This window comes from Brevundimonas intermedia, assembly GCF_027922165.1.
GTDB lineage: Bacteria > Pseudomonadota > Alphaproteobacteria > Caulobacterales > Caulobacteraceae > Brevundimonas > Brevundimonas intermedia.
In genome coordinates this window covers 245453-267304 of sequence record NZ_BSFD01000002.1, presented here as the reverse complement: position 1 = coordinate 267304, position 21852 = coordinate 245453, and the positions used below count along the sequence as shown (strand labels likewise).

The 21852-nt window shown below is 68.2% G+C and carries 24 protein-coding genes; 20 read left to right on the top strand and 4 right to left on the bottom strand.

Going from position 1 to position 21852, the window contains the following annotated elements; genetic code table 11:
• Positions 1-61: 61 nt before the first annotated feature.
• Complete coding sequence (locus tag PKE72_RS03920; RefSeq protein WP_135193159.1) at positions 62-523, bottom strand: peptidylprolyl isomerase; 462 nt, start codon at positions 521-523, stop codon at positions 62-64.
• Positions 524-596: 73 nt separating this feature from the next.
• Here PKE72_RS03920 and PKE72_RS03915 point away from each other — a divergent pair, with 73 nt between their 5' ends.
• The gene (locus PKE72_RS03915; protein ID WP_271164081.1) at positions 597-1307 is read left to right on the top strand and encodes an RlmE family RNA methyltransferase; all 711 of its coding nucleotides are present in this window, start codon (positions 597-599) and stop codon (positions 1305-1307) included.
• A 29-nt stretch (positions 1308-1336) separates the two neighbouring features.
• Here PKE72_RS03915 and PKE72_RS03910 read toward each other — a convergent pair whose 3' ends face one another.
• Positions 1337-1885, bottom strand: a complete 549-nt coding sequence (locus PKE72_RS03910; protein ID WP_271164080.1) for a DUF2061 domain-containing protein — start codon at positions 1883-1885, stop codon at positions 1337-1339.
• A 127-nt stretch (positions 1886-2012) separates the two neighbouring features.
• Between PKE72_RS03910 and guaB the strand changes: the two genes are divergently transcribed.
• From guaB to PKE72_RS03880, 6 genes are all read left to right on the top strand, one after another.
• Positions 2013-3470 (top strand): IMP dehydrogenase, encoded by a 1458-nt coding sequence (gene guaB / locus PKE72_RS03905; protein ID WP_271164079.1) that lies wholly within the window; start codon positions 2013-2015, stop codon positions 3468-3470.
• A gap of 5 nt (positions 3471-3475) precedes the next feature.
• Entirely contained in the window at positions 3476-3868 is a 393-nt protein-coding gene (locus PKE72_RS03900) for an MAPEG family protein (protein ID WP_271164078.1), read from the top strand.
• Positions 3869-3882: 14 nt separating this feature from the next.
• On the top strand, positions 3883-5184 hold the full coding sequence (locus PKE72_RS03895) for an RsmB/NOP family class I SAM-dependent RNA methyltransferase (protein WP_271164077.1): 1302 nt from the start codon (positions 3883-3885) through the stop codon (positions 5182-5184).
• Positions 5184-5900 (top strand): 5'-methylthioadenosine/S-adenosylhomocysteine nucleosidase, encoded by a 717-nt coding sequence (locus PKE72_RS03890; protein WP_271164076.1) that lies wholly within the window; start codon positions 5184-5186, stop codon positions 5898-5900. The genes PKE72_RS03895 and PKE72_RS03890 overlap by 1 nt, the downstream gene beginning before the upstream one ends.
• Complete coding sequence (gene guaA / locus PKE72_RS03885; protein WP_271164075.1) at positions 5897-7459, top strand: glutamine-hydrolyzing GMP synthase; 1563 nt, start codon at positions 5897-5899, stop codon at positions 7457-7459. The genes PKE72_RS03890 and guaA overlap by 4 nt, the downstream gene beginning before the upstream one ends.
• Before the next feature lie 290 nt (positions 7460-7749).
• Positions 7750-9003, top strand: coding sequence for a tyrosine-type recombinase/integrase (locus PKE72_RS03880; protein ID WP_055808164.1), 1254 nt, complete (start codon positions 7750-7752; stop codon positions 9001-9003).
• Here PKE72_RS03880 and PKE72_RS03875 read toward each other — a convergent pair.
• A complete protein-coding gene (locus PKE72_RS03875; protein WP_081600486.1) occupies positions 8957-9250 on the bottom strand; it encodes a helix-turn-helix transcriptional regulator in 294 nt (97 codons plus the stop codon). The genes PKE72_RS03880 and PKE72_RS03875 overlap by 47 nt on opposite strands.
• A gap of 135 nt (positions 9251-9385) precedes the next feature.
• Here PKE72_RS03875 and PKE72_RS03870 point away from each other — a divergent pair, with 135 nt between their 5' ends.
• From PKE72_RS03870 to arsH, 5 genes are read left to right on the top strand one after another with little or no spacing between them, the layout of a single operon-like run.
• The gene (locus PKE72_RS03870) at positions 9386-9721 is read left to right on the top strand and encodes an ArsR/SmtB family transcription factor (protein ID WP_017505590.1); all 336 of its coding nucleotides are present in this window, start codon (positions 9386-9388) and stop codon (positions 9719-9721) included.
• A 7-nt stretch (positions 9722-9728) separates the two neighbouring features.
• The gene (gene arsC, locus PKE72_RS03865) at positions 9729-10154 is read left to right on the top strand and encodes an arsenate reductase (glutaredoxin) (protein ID WP_017505589.1); all 426 of its coding nucleotides are present in this window, start codon (positions 9729-9731) and stop codon (positions 10152-10154) included.
• Positions 10151-11230: an ACR3 family arsenite efflux transporter gene (arsB, locus tag PKE72_RS03860; protein ID WP_271164074.1), complete on the top strand. Its 1080-nt coding sequence runs from the start codon at positions 10151-10153 to the stop codon at positions 11228-11230. Before arsC ends, arsB begins: the two co-directional genes overlap by 4 nt.
• Entirely contained in the window at positions 11230-11646 is a 417-nt protein-coding gene (locus PKE72_RS03855; RefSeq protein ID WP_219895951.1) for a GNAT family N-acetyltransferase, read from the top strand. The genes arsB and PKE72_RS03855 overlap by 1 nt, the downstream gene beginning before the upstream one ends.
• The gene (arsH, locus tag PKE72_RS03850; protein ID WP_055808170.1) at positions 11646-12413 is read left to right on the top strand and encodes an arsenical resistance protein ArsH; all 768 of its coding nucleotides are present in this window, start codon (positions 11646-11648) and stop codon (positions 12411-12413) included. The genes PKE72_RS03855 and arsH overlap by 1 nt, the downstream gene beginning before the upstream one ends.
• Positions 12414-12425: 12 nt before the next feature.
• Here the strand turns inward: arsH and PKE72_RS03845 are convergent, their stop codons facing one another.
• Positions 12426-12851, bottom strand: coding sequence for a MerR family transcriptional regulator (locus tag PKE72_RS03845; protein WP_219895950.1), 426 nt, complete (start codon positions 12849-12851; stop codon positions 12426-12428).
• 55 nt (positions 12852-12906) lie between these two features.
• On the opposite strand from PKE72_RS03845, the gene PKE72_RS03840 reads away from it, so the two are divergent.
• From PKE72_RS03840 to copM, 8 genes are all read left to right on the top strand, one after another.
• Entirely contained in the window at positions 12907-13584 is a 678-nt protein-coding gene (locus tag PKE72_RS03840; RefSeq protein WP_271164073.1) for a cation efflux transmembrane domain-containing protein, read from the top strand.
• 130 nt (positions 13585-13714) lie between these two features.
• Positions 13715-14068, top strand: coding sequence for a hypothetical protein (locus PKE72_RS03835; protein ID WP_017505584.1), 354 nt, complete (start codon positions 13715-13717; stop codon positions 14066-14068).
• A 58-nt stretch (positions 14069-14126) separates the two neighbouring features.
• Positions 14127-15380: a TolC family protein gene (locus PKE72_RS03830; protein ID WP_271164072.1), complete on the top strand. Its 1254-nt coding sequence runs from the start codon at positions 14127-14129 to the stop codon at positions 15378-15380.
• Entirely contained in the window at positions 15380-16579 is a 1200-nt protein-coding gene (locus PKE72_RS03825; RefSeq protein ID WP_017505582.1) for an efflux RND transporter periplasmic adaptor subunit, read from the top strand. The genes PKE72_RS03830 and PKE72_RS03825 overlap by 1 nt, the downstream gene beginning before the upstream one ends.
• Before the next feature lie 12 nt (positions 16580-16591).
• Complete coding sequence (locus PKE72_RS03820) at positions 16592-19813, top strand: efflux RND transporter permease subunit (RefSeq protein WP_271164071.1); 3222 nt, start codon at positions 16592-16594, stop codon at positions 19811-19813.
• On the top strand, positions 19813-20415 hold the full coding sequence (locus tag PKE72_RS03815; RefSeq protein WP_017505580.1) for a cation efflux transmembrane domain-containing protein: 603 nt from the start codon (positions 19813-19815) through the stop codon (positions 20413-20415). Before PKE72_RS03820 ends, PKE72_RS03815 begins: the two co-directional genes overlap by 1 nt.
• The gene (locus PKE72_RS03810; protein WP_271164070.1) at positions 20412-21323 is read left to right on the top strand and encodes a cation diffusion facilitator family transporter; all 912 of its coding nucleotides are present in this window, start codon (positions 20412-20414) and stop codon (positions 21321-21323) included. The genes PKE72_RS03815 and PKE72_RS03810 overlap by 4 nt, the downstream gene beginning before the upstream one ends.
• A gap of 82 nt (positions 21324-21405) precedes the next feature.
• Positions 21406-21849 carry a CopM family metallochaperone gene (gene copM / locus PKE72_RS03805; RefSeq protein ID WP_271164069.1) on the top strand — a complete coding sequence of 148 codons (444 nt, stop codon included), beginning with the start codon at positions 21406-21408 and terminating at the stop codon, positions 21847-21849.
• Positions 21850-21852 lie beyond the last annotated feature (3 nt).

The following is a 21852-nucleotide window of genomic DNA, read 5'->3' as shown; positions in this document are numbered from 1 at the left end:
CCCCGCGGATCGTATCGATATGCAACCGACACGATCTGCGAGAAACGTCAAGGTTGTTGAGTTAGTTGACCGTCGCTTTGACGATCTTGCCCGGCGCGCGCGGCGGCTCGCCCTTCGGCAGGGCGTCGACGTGTTCCATGCCGGATTCGACTTCGCCCCAGACCGTGTACTGGCGGTCCAGGAAGGTCGCGTCGTCCAGGCAGATGAAGAACTGCGAGTTGGCGCTGTTCGGGTCCGAGGTGCGGGCCATCGAGCAGACGCCGCGCTTGTGCGGCTCGGCCGAGAACTCGGCCTTCAGGTTCGGCTTCTTGGAGCCCGAGGTGCCGGTGCCGGTCGGGTCGCCGCCCTGGGCCATGAAGCCGGCGATCACGCGGTGGAAGACGACGCCGTCATAGAAACCTTCCGAGGCCAGTTCGGTGATGCGTTCGACGTGGCCGGGAGCCAGGTCGGAGCGCAGCTTGATGACCACGTCGCGGGCTTCGCCGTCGCCGGTGTCCAGGGTGAAGGTCAGGGTTTCGGCCATTTCGGTCGTCCTCTTGGTGGTTGATTTGAGGCGGGACATAGCCCGCAACGTCGGTCGGGGCTATGTGGGAACGATGAGTGAAGATGAAAAGCCGCAGGAACGTCGCCGAATGGTGAGGCCGCCCACGGGCGGAACCGCCGCCGGACGCGGCATGGGCACGAAAATGAAGACGGCCGACACCAAGTCGATGTCGAGCCAACAGTGGATCAAGCGCCAGCTGTCCGACAAATGGTCCGAGAAGGCGCGGGCCGAAGGCTGGCGCTCGCGCGCGGCGTTCAAGCTGATCGAGATCGACGACCGGTTTCATCTGATCAAGCGTGGCTCGAAGGTCATCGACCTGGGCGCGGCGCCGGGCGGCTGGATCCAGGTGGCGGTCAATCGCGGGGCCGGGGCGGTGGCGGGCGTGGACCTGCTGATGATCGAGCCGATCCCCGGTTCGACCCTGTTGCAGGCCGACTTCACCCATCCGGGCGTGGATCAGCAGCTGATCGACGCCATCGGCGGGGCGCCGGACCTGGTGCTGTCGGACATGGCGCACAATACGGTCGGCCATCGCCAGACCGACCACCTGAAGATCATCGCCCTGATCGAGATCGCCGCCGACTTCGCCATCCGCACCCTGCGGCCGGGCGGGAATTTCGTCTCCAAGAATTTCCAGGGCGGCGACGCCGGCGGGGTTCTGGCGCGGCTGCGCGAAGAGTTTGAGACGGTCAAATACGTCAAGCCGGCGTCCAGCCGGAAAGATAGCGCCGAGGTCTTTCTGGTGGCGCTGAACAAGCGATAGGCGGGCGGCGGCAATCGCGCCGCCGAGGCTTAAGCCGTCGCCGGTTGCCGGCCGGCGCGGCGTTCCTCTATCCGCGACCAGATACGGTCGTGGACGGTGAAGAAGACCGTCTGGACCAGGGGTTCGATCACGCCGATGGCCAGGGCTGTGCGGATGTCCTGGGTCAGGGCGAAGGCGACGGCCACGGCGACGGTGAAATGCATGACGCCGTAGGTGACGGTCTTGACCGCCACCTGTTTCAGCGGACGGGGCAGGGCGTGGCTGTGGCCATGCCCATGGTGGTCGTGGACGCGGGTTTGTTCGTCCGGCGACATGATGTCGAGCCGGGCGGTGAAGGCCTCGGCCGCTTCTTCGATGTTGGAGGCCATACGGCGGCGTTCGATCCGGTGCCAGACGCGGTCGTGGATCGAATAGGCGATGGTCTGGAAGAAGGGTTCGACCATGCCGACGGCCAGGGCGATGCGCCAGTCACGCGTGATGGCGAAGGCCACCAGGATGGCGACGACAAGGTGCATGACGCCGTAGCTGGCGATCTTCAGAGCCAGTTTGCGCGCTGTGCTGAGGATGACGCCGACCATGCTGCAAGAATGGTCATTGGCCGTCTCGGTTGCAAACCAATAAAATCTATTGGGTCCATAAGCCGCAAGACCCTTGCCGTAGCCCCCCGCACCCCGTTATACGCGGCCCGCAAAACGGAGACTCCCTATGGAGATACGCGAAGGACTGACCTTCGACGATGTTTTGCTCGAACCCGGCCCGTCCGAGTTCATGCCGGCGATGGTCGATGTCTCGACCCAGCTGACACGCGACATCAAACTGAACATCCCGCTGCTGTCGTCCGCGATGGACACAGTGACGGAAAGCCGCCTGGCCATCGCCATGGCCCAGTCCGGCGGCCTGGGCGTGCTTCACCGCAACATGACCATCGAGGAGCAGGCCGATCAGGTCCGCGCCGTGAAGCGTTATGAGAGCGGCATGGTGGTCAACCCCGTGACCGTCGGTCCGCAGACGACCCTGGGCGAGGTTCGCGAGATCGTCGCCGCCAAGAAGATCACCGGCTTCCCGGTGGTCGATCCGGCGACTGGGAAGCTGGTCGGGATGCTGACCCACCGGGACATGCGGTTCGAAAGCGATCTGAGCCTTACGGCCGCCTCGCTGATGACCACGGGCGACCTGATCACGGTGCGCGAGGGCGCGAGCCGTGAAGAGGCGCGCGACCTGCTGAAGACCCGCAAGATCGAACGGGTCATCGTGGTGGACGAGGATTATCGGGCCGTCGGCCTGATCACCATGAAGGACATCGAGAAGGCCCAGGCCTTCCCCCATGCGGCCAAGGACGAGCAGGGTCGTCTGCTGGTCGGCGCCGCATCGACCGTCGGCGACGCCGGCTACGAGCGGGCCATGGCCCTGGCCGATGCGGGCGTGGACGTGGTGGTGATCGACACCGCCCATGGGCACTCGGCCTCGGTGGCGGCGGTGGTCGAGCGGATCAAGCGCGAGAACAACCGGCTGCAGATCATCGCCGGCAATGTCGCCACCTACGATGCGACGCGGGCCCTGATCGACGCGGGCGCGGATGCGGTCAAGGTCGGCATCGGCCCCGGCTCCATCTGCACCACCCGCATCGTCGCGGGCGTGGGCGTGCCGCAACTGACGGCGGTGATGGACTCCGCACGGGCCGCGCGCGGCACGGGCGCCTCGGTCATCGCCGACGGCGGGATCAAATATTCGGGCGACCTGGCCAAGGCCATCGCGGCCGGGGCGAACGTGGCCATGATGGGCTCGATGTTCGCCGGCACCGACGAAAGCCCCGGCGAGGTCTTCCTGTACCAGGGCCGGTCCTACAAGTCGTATCGCGGCATGGGGTCGGTGGGCGCCATGGCACGCGGCTCGGCGGACCGCTACTTCCAGAAGGAAGTCTCGTCCGAGAAGCTGGTGCCCGAGGGTATCGAGGGCCAGACGCCGTACAAGGGGCCGATCTCGCCGGTCCTGCATCAGATGGTCGGGGGGCTGCGCGCCTCTATGGGCTATGTGGGCGCCGGCACCATCGCCGACTTCCAGGAGCGCGCCCGGTTCGTGCGCATCACCGGCGCGGGGCTGCGGGAGAGCCACGTCCACGACGTGATGATCACGCGCGAGGCGCCGAACTACAGACAGGGATAAGGGCCATGACGACCGAACTGACCTATCTGGCGCTGACGCTGGTTCTGGCGCTGGTGCAGATCTTCCTGCCGGCCGGGGCGCGGACGGTCGAGTTCGGCTCGAAATGGAATGCAGGGGCGCGCGACCAGACGCCGACATCGGTTCGACCGCTGACCGGCCGTCTAGAGCGCGCCCAGGCCAACCTGTATGAAACCCTGCCGCTGTTCATCGGCGCGGTGCTGATCGCCCATGTCATCGGGGCGTCCGGCGCTCTGACCGTGTGGGGCGCGGCCCTCTATTTCTGGGCGCGCGTGGTCTATGTGCCGTTCTACGCCTTTGGCGTTCCCTATATCCGGTCGCTGGTCTGGCTGGTCTCGCTCGCGGGACTGGTCATGGTCCTGGCCTCCCTGTTCCTTTGATCTGAAAGCCCGCATTGACCCCAGCCGCCCGCCTCGCCGCCGCCGCCTCTGTCCTGGACTCCATCGCCCAGGGCCGCCAGCCGGCGGAAACCGTCCTGAAAGCCTGGGGGACCGCCAACCGCTACGCCGGGTCCAAGGACCGGCGCGCCATCGCCGACCGGGTCTACAAGGTGCTGCGGGTGCGGGGCCGACTGTCGTGGATCATGGGCGGCCGCGAGGACGGCCGGGCCCTGGTGATCGGGTCGCTGCACGCCATCGACGGTCTTTCGTTGGAAGAGATCGAGACCCTGCACGCGGGCGACGGCTATGGCCCTCGGCCCCTGTCGAAGCAGGAACGCAGCCGGATCACGGCGGGGCAGGGGGAGCTGCCCGGCTGGGTCGCGGCGGGCCTGCCCGAGTTCGTGGTCGAGGATTTCAAGGCCACCTTCGGCGACCGTTGGGCCGAGGAAGCCCACGCCCTGATGGCGCCGCGCGCGCCCATCGACCTACGGGTCAATGATGCGGCCGCCACGGTTGACGCGGTCGAGGCCGAACTGCGTGACGCCGGTCTGGCGGTTTCGCGCACCCCCTGGTCGGTTCTGGGCCTGCGCGTGCCGTCGGAGCCGCCGCCCAACATCCAGGCCCTGGACGGGTTCAAGGCCGGCAAGTTCGAGATCCAGGACGAAGGCAGCCAGGTCGTCTGCTGGCTGGCGGGCGCCGAACCGGGCGCGACCGTCGTGGACTATTGCGCCGGCGGCGGCGGCAAGACGCTGGGTCTGGCCCAGGCCATGACGGGGCAAGGCAAGCTGATCGCCTCCGACGTCGTCAACAAGCGGCTGGAGAACATCCGCCCCCGCCTGCAACGCGCGGGCGTCGAGGCTGAGCTGGTGCTGATTGGCCAGAACGGCGGCGGACTGGAAGCCGTCAACGGCCAGGCCGATCTGGTCTTCGTCGATGCGCCCTGCTCGGGTTCGGGCACCTGGCGGCGTCGGCCGGAGGACGCCTGGCGTCTGACGGGTGAAGAGGTCGAAAAGCTGCACGCGCTTCAGGTCCGTATCCTGAGCCAGGCGACCAAGCTTGTGAAGCCGGGCGGGCGTCTGGTCTATGTCACCTGTTCGATGCTGGCGCGCGAGAACGAGGCCAGCGCCGACGCCTTCGAGGCCGCCAACCCCGATTTCCGCCCGGTGGCCGTCGCCTATGTCCTGTCGGCCCCGCAACTGACCGAGGCGGCGCGGGCCAGGTTCGCCGAACTGGCGCCCGGCGCGCGTCTGCGCCTATCCCCGGCCACGGCCGACACCGACGGCTTCTTCGCCGCCGTCTATCAGCGCGCCGCCTGATGGGGGCTGGGCTGGCGCGGCACGGAGCGGTTTCGGTCCTTTACGTCATGGCTGCGCCCGCCGAGTACGGCGACCATCTGCGCGCCCGCATCCAGCCCCTGATGACCGGCGTCGGCCCGGTCGAGGCCGCCGTCGCCCTGACCGCCGCCCTGGCGCGGTTGGAGGCGGCGGGCGACCTGCCGGACCTGATCGTGTCGCTGGGGTCGTGCGGCTCGCGGGTGCTGGACCACGCCGCCGTCTATCAGGCCGCGTCGGTCGCCTATCGCGACATGGACGCCAGCGCCCTGGGTTTCCCCAAAGGCGTGACGCCGCTGCTGGACCAGCCCGCGATCCTGGCCCTGCCGTGCCCCATCCCCGGCGTGCCGACCGCGACCCTGTCGACCGGCGCCAATGTCGTCTCCGGCGCCGCCTATGACGCCATAGAGGCCGAGATGGTGGACATGGAGACCTGGGCCCTGGTCCGGTCTGCCCAGACCTTCGGTGTGCCTCTGATCGCCCTGCGCGGCGTGTCGGACGGCCGCGCCGAGCTGAAGGCGCTGGAGGACTGGACCTCCACCCTGCATCATGTGGACGAGAACCTGGCGGCCGCCCTGGACCGTCTGAGCGCCGTGCTGGAGGCCGACGGCCCCGCCGCTCTTGAAGTTCCCGCCCTTGAAATCCCGGCCGCACAAGGCCAAGACCCCGCGCAACTCTCCCCGGATTCGATCACGCCATGACCACGCCTCAAGACCACCAGAAGGTCCTCATCGTCGACTTCGGCAGCCAGGTGACGCAGCTGATCGCGCGCCGCCTGCGCGAGGCCAGCGTCTATTGCGAGATCCATCCGTTCCAGAAGGCCGAGGCCGCCCTGGCCGCCATGAACCCTGCGGCCATCATCCTGTCGGGCGGTCCCGAGAGCGTGCACGAAGAGGGCAGCCCCCGCGCGCCCCAGGCCGTGTTCGAGGCCGGGGTGCCGGTGCTGGGCATCTGCTACGGCGAGATGACCATGTGTGAACAACTGGGCGGCAAGGTCGAGGGCGGCCACACCCGCGAGTTCGGCCGCGCCGAGATCACCGTCGAGAAGGCCTCGCCCCTGCTGGCTGACCTGGCCCCGGTCGGCGAAGAGGAGACGGTCTGGATGAGCCACGGCGACAAGATCGTCGCCATCCCCGAAGGCTTCGACGTCGTCGCCTCCTCGGCCGGTTCGCCCTATGCGGTGATCGCCGACGAGACCCGCCGCTTCTACGGCGTGCAGTTCCACCCTGAGGTGATGCACACCCCGCGCGGCCACCAGATGCTGAAGAACTTCACCCACGGCATCGCCGGGCTGAAGGGCGACTGGACCATGGCCGCCTATCGCGACGAGAAGATCGCCCAGATTCGCGAACAGGTCGGCGACGCCAAGGTGATCTGCGGCCTGTCGGGCGGCGTCGACAGTTCGGTCGCAGCCGTGCTGATCCACGAGGCCATCGGCGATCAGCTGACCTGCGTCTTCGTCGATACCGGCCTGCTGCGCAAGGACGAGGCGACCCAGGTCACCACCCTGTTCCGCGAGCACTACAATATCCCGCTGATCCATGTGGACGCGTCCAAGGAATTCCTGGGCGAGCTGGCCGGGATTTCCGATCCGGAGACCAAGCGCAAGACGATCGGGCGCCTGTTCATCGAGGTGTTCGACCGCGAGTCCGCCAAGATCGAGGGCGCCGAATTCCTCGCCCAGGGCACCCTCTACCCCGACGTGATCGAGAGCGTCTCCTCGTCCAGCGGCAAGGCCCACGTGATCAAGAGCCACCACAATGTCGGGGGCTTGCCCGACTATATGAAGCTCAAACTCGTCGAGCCCCTGCGCGAACTGTTCAAGGACGAGGTCCGCGCCCTGGGTCGCGAGCTGGGTCTGAGCGACGCCTTCGTCGGTCGTCACCCCTTCCCGGGGCCGGGCCTGGCCATCCGCATCCCCGGCGAGATTACGCCCGAGGCCGTCGAGACCCTGCAACAGGCCGACGCCATCTATCTGGACGAGATCCGCAAGGCCGGCCTCTATGACAGCATCTGGCAGGCCTTCGCCGTCCTGCTGCCGGTCAAGACCGTCGGCGTCATGGGCGACGCCCGCACCTATGAAAAAGTCCTGGCCCTGCGCGCCGTCTCTTCGACCGACGGCATGACCGCCGACTTCTACCAATTCCCATGGGACGTCCTGGCCAAGACCGCCACCCGCATCATCAACGAGGTCCGCGGGGTCAACCGGGTGGTCTATGACGTGACGTCGAAGCCGCCGGGGACGATCGAGTGGGAATAATTCGGGCCTTTCGGGAGCTTTCGAGAACGCTTCCGAAATGGGCTGTAAGTTGCTGACGCGAAAGTGAATTCTGTCGAGACCCTTCGGAGCCTTTCGGAGGGTCTTTTTTTCGTGATGCCGACCTGTCTGACGGTATCGCGCTCCGTTGCTCCCATGGATTCCGGCTCATACCGTCTGGGCCACGGCGAGCCGTTGACGGTATTCTTTTCAAGCAAGACGCTGAAAAGGCGAGAAAATATCGACCTCGAACCGCCGATTTCCGGGCCTGTCCGGTGCGAGGAGGTTTTACCGTGCTTACCGATGCCGCTCTGAAGAATTTGAAGCCTAAATCAAAGCCTTACAAGAGTACCGACAGGGACGGCTTGTACGCCTACATCTCGCCCGGGGGAGCGATCTCGTTCCGCTACGACTATCGCTTCAACGGTCGGCGAGAGACGCTCACCCTGGGGCGCTACGGACGGGGCGGTCTGAGCCTCTCGCAGGCGCGGGAACGTCTGTTCGAGATCAAGCGGACCATCGCGGACGGCGTGTCGCCCGCCCTGGAGAAGCAGCGCGCCAAGCGTCGTCTGAAAGAGGCGCGCAGCTTCGAGCATGTCGCCCAGCGTTGGATGGACACCGCACCGATGGCGGACAGCACACGGAACATGCGCCGGTCGATCTTCAATCGCGAGGTGCTGCCGCAGTGGCGAAACCGCCTGCTTAGCGAGATCACTCCCGACGACATCCGGGCGCACTGCAAGACCATCGTGGACCGCGGCGCGCCGGCGACGGCGATCCATGTGCGCGACATCGTCAAACAGATCTACGCCTGGGCGATTCTGCACGGCGAGAAGATCGACAATCCGGCCGACGGCGTCGGGCCGGCGTCGATCGCGACCTTCCGGCCGCGAGACCGCAGCCTGTCGCCGAGCGAGATCCGCATCATGCTGGGGCTTCTCGGAGAGGTGGCGACCCTGCCGACCATCCGGCTCGGGCTGAAGTTCATCCTGCTCAGCATGGTGCGAAAGAGCGAACTGCAGGATGGCGTCTGGCCAGAAGTGGATTTCGAGAACGCCGTCTGGTCGATCCCGGCGGCGCGGATGAAGCGCTCCCGGCCCCACAACGTCTATCTGTCGACCCAGATGCTCGACATCCTGATCGCCCTGAAGACCTGCGCGGGGAACTCCAAATACATCCTGCCGTCGCGCTACGACGCGGACGCGCCGATGTCGCGGGCGACCTTCAATCGCGTGACCTCCGCCATCGCCGCGCTGGCGAAGAAGCGGGGACTGCCTTTGGAGCCGTTCACCGTGCACGACCTGCGACGGACGGCTTCGACCCTGTTGCACGAGATGGGGTTCAACTCGGACTGGATCGAAAAGGGCTTGGCTCACGAGGAGCGGTCGTCGCGCGGGGTCTACAACAAGGCGGAGTTCGAGATGCAGCGACGGCATATGGCGCAGCAGTGGTCGGACGCGGTCGAGGCCTGGGAGGCCGGGCGGACGTTCACGCCGGTGCTCAGTGTGCCGGAGGGAGAGGGACCTCGCTTCGATCCAAAGTTCTGACGGGTCGGCTGACGCGTCGGCGGACATCGGGCGGCGGGGCGCGGCGGATCGGCTGGTTGCGGCGCCGCTCGAGCCACGCCTCGACCTCGGCCAGGTCCCAGACCACGCAGCGGGGCGTCAGAAGGAACCGCTTCGGAAACTCGCCCCGGCGCTCCATCTCCCAGATGGTGCTGTCGGCGAGCGGCACCATCTGGTGCAGTTCAGGTTTCTTGATCGTGCGGCGTAGGGGTGGGCTGGCCTGGGCCATCGAAATCTCCGCTTTGCTGGGAGAATCGAACCCGAAAGATTGCGACAGGCCTAGCCGTATCCTCTCCACCGTAGGCTTGCGCATCCCCTGGCGTCAGCGGCTTGAATACTTCCATATTTCGACTAATGCGGAACTATGGAAGCCGAAGCCTCGATTCTCGCTCTCGCTGCCCTGGCGCAGTCGACCCGGTTGGAGGCGTTTCGTCTCCTGGTCCGTCACGAACCGGAGGGCCTGCCGGCCGGTGACATCTCCAATCACCTCGCCATCCCGGCCAACACGCTTTCGTCCCATCTGGCCGTCCTAAGCCGGGCGGGGCTGATCCAGTCGGAACGTCGCAGCCGGTCGATCATCTATCGGGCCGACCTGGACCGGCTTCGCGACCTGGTCCTGTTCCTGCTCAAGGACTGCTGTGGGGGCAGGGCGGACCTGTGCGAGCCGCTGTTGGCAGACCTCGCGCCCTGTTGCTCGTGAGGACGCCATGGACATCGTAATCTATCACAACCCCGCGTGCGGGACGTCTCGCAACGCCTTGGAGCTGATCCGGCACGTCGGGATCGAGCCTCACGTAATCGAGTATCTGAAGACGCCGCCGTCGCGCGCCATGGTCGCTTGGCTGGCCGGGCGGACCGGCGCGCCGCTGCGTGACCTGCTGCGGGAGAAGGGCACGCCCTTCGCCGAGCTGGGTCTCGAGAACCCCGACCGGACGGATGAGCAACTGCTCGATGCGATCGAGGCCCATCCGATCCTGCTCAACCGTCCGATCGTCGTCGGTCCCCTGGGGGTTCGTCTCTGCCGCCCGTCGGAGGCCGTGCTGGACCTGCTGCCGGTCGAGAACCTGAAGCCCTTCACCAAGGAAGACGGAGAGGTCGTCATCGACGCCGACGGCCGGCGGGTGGGACGATGACCGAAGCGCCCGCCAGGTCGCCACGCCGCCTGTCGTTCCTTGATCGCTGGCTGACGGTGTGGATTTTCGCCGCCATGGCCGTCGGCGTTCTGCTCGGAACCATGGTGCCGGGCCTGCCCGCCTGGGTCGACAGCCTCTCGGTCGGTACCACCAACATCCCGATCGCCATCGGCCTGATCCTGATGATGTACCCGCCGCTGGCCAAGGTCCGCTATGAGGCCTTGCCGCGCGTGTTCGCCGACAAGCGGGTCCTCGCGCTGTCGCTGGTCCACAACTGGATTCTGGGTCCGGTGCTGATGTTCGCTCTAGCGGCGATCTTCCTGCGCGATCAGCCGGAATATATGACCGGCGTGATCCTGATCGGCTTGGCGCGCTGTATCGCCATGGTGCTGGTCTGGAACCAGTTGGCCCGAGGCGACAACCAGTATGTGGCCGGTCTCGTGGCCTTCAACTCGATCTTCCAGATCCTGTTCTTCAGCCTCTATGCTTGGCTCTTCCTCACCGTTCTGCCGCCGCTGTTCGGCCTGCGGGGCAGTGTGGTGGACGTCAGCGTCTGGACCATCGCCGGAGCCGTGCTCGTCTATCTCGGCGTTCCGTTCGTGGCGGGCTTTTTGACGCGCCGCTGCCTGATCGCCCGCAAGGGCGCCGGTTGGTACGAGCGTCGTTTCCTGCCGCGCATCGGACCGATTACGTTGATCGCGCTGCTCTTCACCATCGTGGCCATGTTCAGCCTGAAGGGTGGAGAGGTCGTGGCCCTGCCGCTGGATGCCCTGCGCATCGCCATTCCGCTGACGATCTACTTCCTCGTCATGTTCGTCGTCAGCTTCCTGATGGGCAAGCTGATCGAGGCCGACTACCCGCGCACCACGGCGCTGGCCTTCACGGCGGCCTCCAACAATTTCGAGCTGGCCATCGCGGTCGCCATCGCGGCGTTCGGCCTGGCCTCGCCGGTCGCCTTCGCCGCTGTCATCGGCCCGCTGGTGGAGGTGCCGGTGCTGATCCTGCTGGTGTCGGTCGCCCTCTGGATGGGCCGGCGGTGGTTCCCGGAAACGGTCCCGCCGGCGGACGCCGGGTGATGGTGGTCCTCTATCTGATCGAACCGACCGACGCCGGCCTGATCGCCGCGCTGCGGGCCGAAGGCCTGCCCGCGCCCGACGCCGGCCGCTACTTCAGCGCCGATCACCACGGCGCCGTCGTCGGCTATGTCGGACTGGAAGGGGAGGGGCGCGACCTGCTGGTCCGCTCGCTGGTCGTCCTCGCCGACCGGAAAGCGCGGGGCCTGGGAGCCCGGGTGCTGGCCGCCGCCGAGATCATCGCCGGCGACATGGGCGGCGCACGCCTGCATCTGCTCACCACGGCGGCCGAGCCCTTCTTCGCCCGACACGGCTACCGGGCGGCGAACCGCCAGACGGCGCCGGAGGCGATCCGACGGACCCGCGAGTTCGCTGGACTCTGCCCGGCGTCGGCAGCCTATCTGACCAAGGACCTCTGATGGCCTTCGCCCGCCTGCGCCCGCTTCCCGATCCGGATCACCTGCCGGCCTTGGACAAGGCCTATCTCTCGGCCGATCCGGCCCGCGGTCTGGGGCCGCACGACCAACCACCCCGGATCCTGCTCCTCTACGGATCGCTGCGCGAACGGTCCTACTCGAGGTTCTGCGTCGAGGAGGCGGCTCGCCTGCTGCAATGGATGGGATGCGAGACCCGCATCTTCGACCCGTCGGACCTGCCTCTTCCGGGGGCGCCGGGCGACGATGACCACCCGGCGGTGCGCGAACTGCGCGACCATGCCCTGTGGTCCGAAGGCATGGTCTGGTGCAGCCCGGAGCGGCACGGTCAGGTCTCGGGCCTGATGAAGCTGCAGATCGATCATCTGCCCCTGAGCATGGGCGGCGTGCGCCCGACCCAAGGGCGGACCCTGGCCGTCATGCAGGTCTCCGGCGGGTCGCAGAGCTTCAACGCCGTCAACACCCTGCGGCTGCTCGGCCGCTGGATGCGGATGATCACCATTCCCAACCAGTCGAGCGTGGCCAAGGCCTTCCAGGAATTCGACGACGCCGGGCGAATGAAGCCGTCCGCCTACTATGAGCGCATCGTCGATGTGATGGAGGAGCTGGTCCGTTTCACCATCCTGTCCCGGCCTCACGCCGCGCAGCTGGTCGATCGCTATTCCGAGCGCAAGGCGGTCGGAATTCCGATCGACGCAGCGACCGATCTCTCGTCGATAGCGGTTGCGCCCCAATCCCGACCAAACGCCTGAATGTCGGTCTGCTTAATGTCGGCAGTCTCGGTCCTGAAGGACTTCGATGACCTTGCAGGCTGAAACCCGGCCGCCGGCGCAGTCGGCCGTCATCCGTGAAAGTTCAGTCTGGAGCGCCTGTAACTGCCGAATCTTCTCCGTGACATCGGCCAGATGCCGTTCCGCGATGGCGTTCGCGTCACTGCAGGGGCGGTCGGGGTGATCGGCAAGGTCGAGGAGCGAGCGGATAGCGTCGAGGTCGAAGCCCAACTGGCGGGCGTGCCGGATAAAGCCGAGCCGGCGTAGTGCGGGTTCGTCGTAGAGCCGACGGTCGCTGGCGGTGCGCGGCGGCTCGGGCAGGAGCCCGGCCTGCTCATAGAAGCGGATGGTCGGCACCTTCACGCCGGTCGCGGCGGAGAGCTTGCCGATGGTCAGATGCGGAGCGGGAGTGAGCGTCATCGGCTGAAAATAGGCGCTTGATCCTCTAGTGACTAGAGGATGTAGACCAGTCTTCATGGACACGAGCGAGACCGCCTGCCGCCCGGCCGCCGGCTGCTGCGGACACGATGTGAAGTTTGACGGCTCCACGCCGGCCTATCGCCGCGTGCTGGTGGCCGTGATCGTCATCAACCTCGTCGGCTTCGTCGCGGTCTTGGCCGGCAGTCTCGCGCAGGGGTCGGCCGCGCTCGCCGCCAACGCCCTCGACTTCCTCGCCGACAGCGTGACCTACGCCGTGAGCCTTTGGGTTATCGGCCGCTCGGTGCGCCTCCGCGCCGGCGCAGCCCTCGCCAAGAGCGCCAGCCTGGTCGTGCTGGGGCTGTCGGTCCTCGGCTTCGCGGTCTGGCGGGCCATGACCGGGGCCGCGCCGGAGGGCTTCGTGATCACGGGCCTGGGTCTGTTCGGCTTCGCCGCAAACCTGGTCGCCGCCACCCTGCTGCTGCGCTTCAGGGACGGAGACGCCAATGTTCGATCGGTCTGGCTCTGTACGCGCAACGACCTGGCCCACAACCTCGGCGTCGCCGCGGCGGGCGGTCTGGTCTGGCTGACGGGATCGCGCTGGCCGGATCTCGCCGCCGGCGCCCTGCTGGCCTTCATCTTCCTTCAATCCGCATGGTCGATCACCCGTCAGGCGCTCGTCGAGACCCGCGTGAACGCTCGCTCGTCCGCCGCCCTGCCTCGAGCGGGCGCTTGATCCGCCGGGCCCGATCCGGCGTGACCGGTCGTCGCAGCAGGGCGGGCCGGAGCGCGTTCCCGTCGCGCAAGGCCGGGGCGGCCGGAGCAGCGTATTTTGTAACAGATTGCCGATACGGGCGAACGAAAGTATGCAGCCGCCGATGACCTGGTCGATGGTGACATGGGCGAAGTTGATTCTGGCGGTGACCTTCGTCGCCGCCGCCTTCTTCGTCGCGCCCATCGCTGACGCAGCGACCTGCCAGCCCGAACCGCCCGCCGCCCACGCCCTGGTTGATCACGATCCGGCCGAAGGCGACCACACCGGCGGCAAGGACCACGGCATCTGCTCGCACGGCCATTGCCATCACACCGCCGCCGCTCGCACGGCGGTCGGCGAAGACCTGCCTCTGCAGGCCTTCGACCGGCCGCTCCACGCCTTGCCCCTGAGCGATCTCTTCGGCTCCATCGCGCCAGACGGACTGAAACGCCCTCCCAGAGCCTGACACGACGACCGCGCTTCCGCGCGGGCTCTCTCGTGTCACTCCCTCTGGAAGATGAATCATGCCTGCCTCATATCGCCGGCCGCCGCGTTTCGCGGTCGGCTGCGCGCTCGCCGCTATCGCGGCTGTGCTGGCCAGCCCCGCGTGGGCTGACCCTGCGCCTTCGTTCGCCGAGCTCCTCGCCCGGCTGGACCAGACCCCGGCCACCACGGAAGCCGGCGCACTTCTGGACGCCGCCGAAGCCCGGGCGCGCCAGGCGCGTGTCCGCCCCAACCCGACCCTCGCGCTCGATGCCGAGAACGCGTTCGGGAGCGGGCCCTTCTCTGGCTACGGCAATGCCGAGACCACGCTCTCGATCACTCAGGATCTTGAGCTCTGGGGTCGACGCACGGCTCGCATCAACGCGGCCCGCGCCGATGCCGGGACCGCCTCGCTCCGACGAGATCTGGCCGTGGTCGACGCCGCCGGACGGTTGGCGCTGGTCTACGCCGACGCCGAGGCGGCCGAGCGGCGCGCGACCTTGGCCGAGGAGAACCTGAGCCTCACCCTCGCCGACGCCCGCGCGGCCTTGGTGCTGGTGGAGGAGGGGCGCGAGCCGCTTCTGCGCGGCATCCAGGGCGAGAGCGAAGCCGCCGCCGCGCGCGCCGGTCTCGACGAAGCCATCGCCGAACGGGACGCGGCCTTCGCCCGGCTCACGGCGGTGGCCATGCTCGCCGAGCCGGTGACGACCATCGACGTCAGCTTGCTGGACCTCGCGCCGGCGACCGCCCTTTCGCCGACGGACCAGACGCCGACCGTGCGCGTGGCCGAGGCTGAGCGCTCGGCCGCAGAAAGCCGCATCGCGGTCGAACGCACGCGGTCGCGACCGGACGTCAGCGCCAGCGTCGGACTTCGCCGCTACGAGGCGGAAGACGCGACGGCGCTGACCTTCGGCCTCAGCCTGCCCCTGCCGCTGTTCGATCGGAACGGCGGCAACATCGAAGCCGCCCAGGCGGACTTCAGGGCGGCCGACGCCCGGCTGATGACCGCCCGTCAGGAAGCCCAGGCGGACCGGGCCGCAGCACAGGCGCGCCTCCGCGCCTCGGTGAGCCGCGTCAACGCCGCCGACGCCGGGGTGACCTCCGCCGAAGAAGCCTACCGCCTCTCGCGGATCGGCTTCGAGGCGGGCCGGATCTCGCAGCTCGAGCTTCGCGCGACCCGTACCGCCCTGGTCAACGCCAGAACCGCCGCCGTGGACGCCCGCCTCGCCCGGGTCCGCGCGGAAATCGATCTCGCGCGCCAGGACGGCCGCGCCCCCTTCCAAGGAGCCCAATGATGCGCAAGCGCACTTCCAACAAGACCTTGCTGATCGGCGGGGTCGCCGCCCTCGTCATCCTCGGGGCCGGGGGTCTTTACCTCGCCATGGGACGGTCGGATCCGCCCGCCGCCGAAGGCGCGGCGGCTGAAGGCGAAGCCAGTCACGCCGAAGAGGAGGGCGGTCACGCCGAAGGCGAGGCCGAAGCGCCCGAGGGCTTCGTCGCTCTCAGCGCCGCCCAGGCCCAAGCCGCCAATCTGGTCGTCGTCGGCGTCGGTCGGGGCGGGGGCGCCGAGACCCGGCTCTCCGGTCGCGTCGAACCCATGATCGACGCCCGCGCCGCCGTCGCCGCGTCTGTCGGCGGACGGGTGGAACGGGTGCTGGTGGCGCCCGGCCAGTCCGTTCGGATCGGCCAGCCCCTGGCCAGCCTCGTGAGCGGCGACGCGGCCACCTTCCGCGCCGACGCGGACGCGGCCGCGGCCCAGTCCGAAGTCGCGCGCCAGGCCTATCAGCGCAACAGCAACCTCGCCGACCAGGGCGTCGTCGCCCGGCAAGAGGTCGAGGCGTCCCGGGCGCAGCTGCTCAGCGCCGAGGCGGCGGCCCGAGCGGCCCGCGCGCGGTCGAGCGCGGCCGGATCGCCCAACGCCGCCGGACGGCTGAGCGTGAACAGCCCGATCGCCGGCGTGGTCACCAGCGTTCAGGTCGGCCCGGGCGGCTTCGTCCCGCAGGGCGGCGTGATCGCCGAGGTGACCAACCCCGCCCGCGTCGAACTCGTGTTCAATGCGCCGCCGCACCTTGCGGCGCTCGTCCGCGCGGGATCGACCTTGCGGGTCTCCAGCCCCGCGGGCGATTTCGACGCCGTCGTCACCGGCGTCGCCGCCGGGGCGGGCGCGGAAAGCGGCGCCACCGTGATCCGGGCGCGCCCGACGGGAGCGACCCTGCCGCCGGCCGGCTCCGCCGTCACCGGCGCGATCGTAACGGGTGAAGCCGCCGGCGGCCTGACCGTGCCGACGGAAGCCATCCAGACCGTCGACGGCGCCAGCGTCGTTTTCATCCAGGTCCCGAACGGCTTCCAGCTCCGTCCCGTGCTCGTCGGTCGCCAGGCCGGGGGACGCACGGAGATCCTGCGCGGCCTCGACGGGTCCGAGCGGGTCGCCGGAACCAACGCCTTCCTCCTCAAAGCCGAACTCGCCAAGGGCGAGGCCGAGCACGGCCACTAAGGGGGCGCGCGAATGTTCAAATTCATCATCGAGCTGTCGGTCAAATTCCGATGGTTCATCGTCCTGGCCACGGCGCTCGTCGCGGCCTACGGCCTCCTCGAACTGACACGGTTGCCGATCGACGCCGTGCCGGACATCACCAACCGTCAGGTGCAGGTGACCACCGTCGCCCCGGCCCTGGCCCCCGAACAGATCGAACGTCAGGTCACCTATCCGATCGAGACCGCCATGGCCGGCATCCCCGGTCTGACCTCGACCCGGTCGCTGAGCCGCAACGGCTTCAGCCAGGTGACCGTCATCTTCACCGACCAGACGGACATCTATTTCGCCCGTCAGCAGGTCGCCGAACGACTGGCGCAGGCGCGCGAGACGATGCCCGAAGGCGTCGAACCGGCGCTGGCGCCCATCACCACCGGCCTGGGCGAGGTGCTGATGTGGACGGTGGACTACAAGCCGTTCAACAGCGCCAACCTGGCCAGGCCGGGCCAGACCGGCTGGCAGGCCGGCGGCGCCTATCTGACGCCTGAAGGCGATCTCCTCACCACCCCGCAACAGCGCGCCACCTATCTGCGCACCGTGCAGGACTGGATCATCGCTCCGCAGATGCGGACGGCGCCCGGCCTGGCCGGCGTGGATACGGTCGGCGGTTATGTGAAGGAATACGCGGTTCGTCCGGATACGGCGCGTCTGTCGGCCTACGGGCTCGGCATGGGCGACCTCATCCAGGCGCTCGACCGGGCCAACACCCAGGCCGGGGCCGGCTATGTGCAGCGTGCGGGCGAGGCCCTGACCGTTCGCACGGACGCGCTGGCCTCGACCGTCGAGGACCTCGCCCAGGCGCCTGTCGTCAATCGAAGCGGCCTTGTGGTCCGCGTCGCCGACGTCGCCACCGTCGAGGTCGGCCAGGCCCCGCGTCTGGGCGGCGCCAGCCGCGACGGACACGAAGCGGTCCTCGGCACCGCCCTGATGATCGCGGGCGGCAACAGCCGCACCGTGGCCCAAGCCGCCGGCGATCGGCTCGAGGAGGTGCAGAAGACCCTGCCGCCCGGCATCGAGGCCGTGACGGTGCTGGACCGAAGCGCCCTGGTGAACTCGACCATCGCCACGGTGGCGCGCAATCTGACCGAAGGCGCGCTCCTGGTCATCGTCGTGCTCTTCCTGCTGCTCGGCAACATCCGGGCGGCGAGCATCACGGCGTTGATGATCCCGATCAGCTTCCTGTTCGCCGTCATCGGCATGAACCGGTTCGGCATCAGCGGCAATCTGATGAGCCTCGGCGCGCTGGACTTCGGCCTGCTTGTCGACGGCGCCGTGGTCGTTGTCGAGAACACCCTGCTGATGCTCAGTCAGAAGCGCGCGGAGGCCGGGCGCATGCTGACGCGGCGCGAGCGTCTCGGCGTCGCCGCCGCGGCGGCGCGCCAGATGGTCAAGCCGGCCGCCTTCGGTCAGCTGATCATCCTGCTCGTCTTCACCCCCCTGCTGATGCTGGAAGGGGTCGAAGGCAAGACCTTCATCCCGATGGGCGCGACGGTTATGCTGGCCTTGGTCGGCGCCTTCATCTTCTCCTTCACCTTCGTGCCGGCGATGACGGCGCTCTTGGTGCGGGATCCCAAGAAGGTCGAGGTCGACGAACACGGCCATGCCCACGAGCACGAGACCTTCCTGCTGCGCCACGCGCGCCGCTGGATCGCTCCGGCCATTCGCACGGCCGTCGATCGTCCGAAGATCGTCCTGCTCTCCGCGCTCGGCGCCCTGGTCATCGGCGGCATCACCTTCACCACCCTCGGCCGGGAGTTCATCCCGACCCTGGACGAAGGCGACATCGCCATGCAGGCGCTGCGGGTTCCGTCAGCCTCGCTCGAGCAGTCGCTCGCCATGCAGATGGCGATCGAGCGGGCGATCAAGGCCCAGCCGGAAGTGGAGACCATGTTCTCGCGGACCGGCACCGCCGAAGCGGCTGTGGACCCCATGCCGCCCAACATCTCCGACAGCGTCATCGTTCTGAAGGACCGCAAGGACTGGCCCAACCCGGGTCTGGAGAAGGAGGAGCTGATCGCCCGCTTCGAGGAAGTCGCGTCGCGGCAGATCGGCAACAACTTCGAATTCAGCCAGCCGATCGAGCTCCGCTTCAACGAGCTGATCTCGGGGGTGCGGACCGATCTGGCGGTCATGGTCTATGGCGACGACTTCGCCACCATGCAGCGGGTCGCCGACCAGGTGGCCAACGCCCTGCGCCAGACGAACGGGGCGGCCGACGTGAGGGTGGAGCAGGCGTCCGGCCTGCCGACCCTGACGATCAGCGTGGACCGGTTCGCCGCGGCCAACTACGGCCTGTCGGCGGCCGACGTCTCCGAAGCGGTTTCGGCCGCGATCGGCGGCGCCGAGGCCGGCCGCATCTTCGAGGGCGACCGGCGTTTCGACGTCGTGGTCCGTCTCCCTGACGACGCGCGCAACGATCCGGCGGCGCTGGCGGCCTTGCCGATCGTTTCATCGACCGGCGTGACCGTGCCCCTGTCCTCGGTCGCGCGCATCCAGAGCGCCGAGGGACCGAACCAGATCAGCCGCAACGACGGCAGCCGCCGCATGGTCGTCCAGGCCAATGTGCGCGGTCGCGATCTGGGCGGCTTCGTCACCGACGCCCAGAAGTCGGTGGATCAGGTTCAGCTCCCCCCGGGCGTTCGCCTGGACTGGGGCGGCCAGTTCGAGAACCTCAAGCGCGCCGAGCAGCGGCTGGGCCTGGTCATTCCGATCGTCTTCGTCCTGATCGGCGTATTGCTGTTCATGGCGCTGGGCTCCTTCGCCGAGGCGGGTCTGGTGTTCGCCTGCGTGCCGCTCGCCCTGGTGGGCGGGGCGCTGGCGCTGCTCCTGCGCGGCATGCCGTTCTCCGTCTCGGCGGCTGTCGGTTTCATCGCCGTCTCCGGCGTGGCGACGCTCAACGGCCTGGTGCTCATGCAGGCGATCCGCGAGCGGCTTCAGGCGGGATTGCCGCCCCGTGACGCGGCCATCGAGGGTGCGTCCAGCCGCCTGCGGGCGGTGCTCACTACCGCCATGGTGGCGATCGTCGGCTTCATTCCGATGGCCATCGCTCACGGCGCGGGGGCCGAGGTTCAGAAGCCGCTGGCGACCGTCGTCATCGGCGGCCTGATCACCGCCACCGCCCTGACCCTGCTGGTCCTCCCGACCTTCGCGGCCAAGGCGGTGCGTCATCGCAAGGACGAGGGGATCGAAGACTGATGGCCCGGCCCCAGGATGACCGTCAGCAGCGCCGGACGCTGCTGACGGTTCTCGGCCTCAACGCCGGCCTGGCGGCGGCGCTCGGGATCGGCGGCGTGTCCGCCGATTCCAGCGCCTTGCTGGCCAATGCGCTGGATAACGCCTCGGACGCGGCGGTCTATCTGATCAGCTTTTTGGCCATCGGTCGGGCAGGGACCTGGAAACGGGGCGCCGCAAGGGCGTCGGGGATCATGTTGCTGGTCTTCGCCGTCGGCGTCCTCGTCGACGCCGTGCGCCGGGTGATCACCGGAACCGAGCCGATCGGTCCGACCATGATGGCGCTCGCCCTGGTCGCCGCCGTCGTCAACCTGATCTGCCTGCAGCTCATCCGCCGCCAGCACAGCGGCGACGTCAACATGAAGGCGGCCGAGACCTTCAGCTTCAACGACTTCGCGTCCAACGGCGGCATCCTCGTCGCCGGCGGTCTGGTCCTCTGGCTCGACCAGGCCTGGCCCGACCTCGTCGTCGGCGTTCTCGTCGCGGCGATCGCGATCAAGGGCGGCGTCGAGATTCTCCGCGACGCCAACGCCGCCTCCGACCACCCACAGGAACGCGCTTCATGACCATCCACGACCATTCCAACGGGCACGCTCACGACCACACCGCCGGGGCCAACGCCCGGCAGCTCACCATCGCCCTGGCGCTGACCGGGACCTTCCTGATCGTTGAGGTCATCGGCGGCCTGGTGTTCAACAGCCTCGCCCTGCTGTCGGACGCCGCGCATATGTTCACCGACGCGGCGGCCCTCGCCATCGCGCTGTTGGCGATCAAGATCGGCCAGCGGCCGGCGGATGAGAAACGCACCTTCGGCTACAGGCGGTTCGAGATCCTGGCGGCGGCGTTCAACGCCGTGCTGCTCTTCGTCGTCGCCGGTTACGTCCTCTACGAGGGGATCAAGCGCATTCTGGATCCCGAGCCCGTCGGCTCGATCGGCATGCTGATCGTCGCCGCCGCCGGCCTGGTGATCAATCTGATCTCCATGCGCATCCTGTCGAGCGGCAAGGATCGCAGCCTCAACGTCAAGGGCGCCTATCTCGAGGTCTGGGCGGACATGCTCGGCTCGCTCGGCGTCCTCGTCGCCGCCGTCGTCATCACCGTGACGGACTGGCGCTGGGTCGATCCGATCGTCGCGATCGCCATCGGCCTGTGGGTCCTGCCCCGCACCTGGATCCTGCTGCGCGACACCACCCACATTCTGCTGGAGGGCGCCCCGCGCGGCGTGGCCCTGTCGGACGTGCGGGTCGCCATCCTCGCCACCCCCGGGGTCGCCAGCCTTCACGACCTCCACGTCTGGGTTTCGGGCGCGGATCAGGCGAGCTGCACGGTTCACGTCGTGCTGTCGGAGGGCGCCGACGCCGATGCTGTCCGACAGGCCGTCGGCGACATGCTCGAAGAGCGCTTCGACCTGCATCACACGACCGTCCAGACCGAGCTCGAGCCCTGCGGTGACGCCGGAGGTCTGCACGTATGACCCGAAGCGACGACCCAGCCCGGTCCGCCGCCATGAGGGGCGACGAGATCCAAACCCTTTTTCAAACTCAAAGGAAAACGCCATGAAGCGCACCGGTTGGATCTCGGTGATCGCGGTCTTCCTCGCCGTCGCCGCCTTCGCCTTCGGCATTCTGTCCCGTCGAGGCGCCCCCGACGCCTCCGCCCCGCCGCCGGTCGAGGCGCGAGCGATTGATGGGCACGCCGGCCACGAGGGCGCGCCCTCGGATACGCCGTCGACCCGCGCCTATCGGGAGGCCGCCGACCGCATGCACCAGACAATGAACATCGACTACTCCGGCGACGCCGACATCGACTTCCTGCGCGGCATGATCGCCCACCACGAAGGCGCGATCGCCATGGCCAGGATCGCCGTGGAGGAGGGCGAGGCGGATGACGTGCGCGGCCTGGCGCAGGAGATCATCCGCGCCCAGGAAGCCGAAATTTTGCGGATGCGGATCATGCTGGCGCGGCACGAGGACGCGCCGGCAGTCTCAGAACGGCCCTGACCC

What these genes read in the sequence shown, in the direction of transcription:
- arsC (WP_017505589.1), top strand. Translation starts at nt 9,729, where the DNA reads ATGGACATCGTAATCTATCACAACCCCGCGTGCGGGACGTCTCGCAAC.
- guaA (WP_271164075.1), top strand. Translation starts at nt 5,897, where the DNA reads ATGACCACGCCTCAAGACCACCAGAAGGTCCTCATCGTCGACTTCGGC.
- PKE72_RS03815 (WP_017505580.1), top strand. Translation starts at nt 19,813, where the DNA reads ATGGCCCGGCCCCAGGATGACCGTCAGCAGCGCCGGACGCTGCTGACG.
- PKE72_RS03835 (WP_017505584.1), top strand. Translation starts at nt 13,715, where the DNA reads ATGCAGCCGCCGATGACCTGGTCGATGGTGACATGGGCGAAGTTGATT.
- PKE72_RS03845 (WP_219895950.1), bottom strand. Translation starts at nt 12,851, where the DNA reads ATGACGCTCACTCCCGCTCCGCATCTGACCATCGGCAAGCTCTCCGCC.
- PKE72_RS03840 (WP_271164073.1), top strand. Translation starts at nt 12,907, where the DNA reads ATGGACACGAGCGAGACCGCCTGCCGCCCGGCCGCCGGCTGCTGCGGA.
- PKE72_RS03830 (WP_271164072.1), top strand. Translation starts at nt 14,127, where the DNA reads ATGCCTGCCTCATATCGCCGGCCGCCGCGTTTCGCGGTCGGCTGCGCG.
- PKE72_RS03820 (WP_271164071.1), top strand. Translation starts at nt 16,592, where the DNA reads ATGTTCAAATTCATCATCGAGCTGTCGGTCAAATTCCGATGGTTCATC.
- PKE72_RS03810 (WP_271164070.1), top strand. Translation starts at nt 20,412, where the DNA reads ATGACCATCCACGACCATTCCAACGGGCACGCTCACGACCACACCGCC.
- PKE72_RS03920 (WP_135193159.1), bottom strand. Translation starts at nt 523, where the DNA reads ATGGCCGAAACCCTGACCTTCACCCTGGACACCGGCGACGGCGAAGCC.
- PKE72_RS03915 (WP_271164081.1), top strand. Translation starts at nt 597, where the DNA reads ATGAGTGAAGATGAAAAGCCGCAGGAACGTCGCCGAATGGTGAGGCCG.
- PKE72_RS03825 (WP_017505582.1), top strand. Translation starts at nt 15,380, where the DNA reads ATGCGCAAGCGCACTTCCAACAAGACCTTGCTGATCGGCGGGGTCGCC.
- copM (WP_271164069.1), top strand. Translation starts at nt 21,406, where the DNA reads ATGAAGCGCACCGGTTGGATCTCGGTGATCGCGGTCTTCCTCGCCGTC.
- arsH (WP_055808170.1), top strand. Translation starts at nt 11,646, where the DNA reads ATGGCCTTCGCCCGCCTGCGCCCGCTTCCCGATCCGGATCACCTGCCG.
- arsB (WP_271164074.1), top strand. Translation starts at nt 10,151, where the DNA reads ATGACCGAAGCGCCCGCCAGGTCGCCACGCCGCCTGTCGTTCCTTGAT.
- guaB (WP_271164079.1), top strand. Translation starts at nt 2,013, where the DNA reads ATGGAGATACGCGAAGGACTGACCTTCGACGATGTTTTGCTCGAACCC.
- PKE72_RS03870 (WP_017505590.1), top strand. Translation starts at nt 9,386, where the DNA reads ATGGAAGCCGAAGCCTCGATTCTCGCTCTCGCTGCCCTGGCGCAGTCG.
- PKE72_RS03900 (WP_271164078.1), top strand. Translation starts at nt 3,476, where the DNA reads ATGACGACCGAACTGACCTATCTGGCGCTGACGCTGGTTCTGGCGCTG.
- PKE72_RS03875 (WP_081600486.1), bottom strand. Translation starts at nt 9,250, where the DNA reads ATGGCCCAGGCCAGCCCACCCCTACGCCGCACGATCAAGAAACCTGAA.
- PKE72_RS03890 (WP_271164076.1), top strand. Translation starts at nt 5,184, where the DNA reads ATGGGGGCTGGGCTGGCGCGGCACGGAGCGGTTTCGGTCCTTTACGTC.
- PKE72_RS03910 (WP_271164080.1), bottom strand. Translation starts at nt 1,885, where the DNA reads ATGGTCGGCGTCATCCTCAGCACAGCGCGCAAACTGGCTCTGAAGATC.
- PKE72_RS03855 (WP_219895951.1), top strand. Translation starts at nt 11,230, where the DNA reads ATGGTGGTCCTCTATCTGATCGAACCGACCGACGCCGGCCTGATCGCC.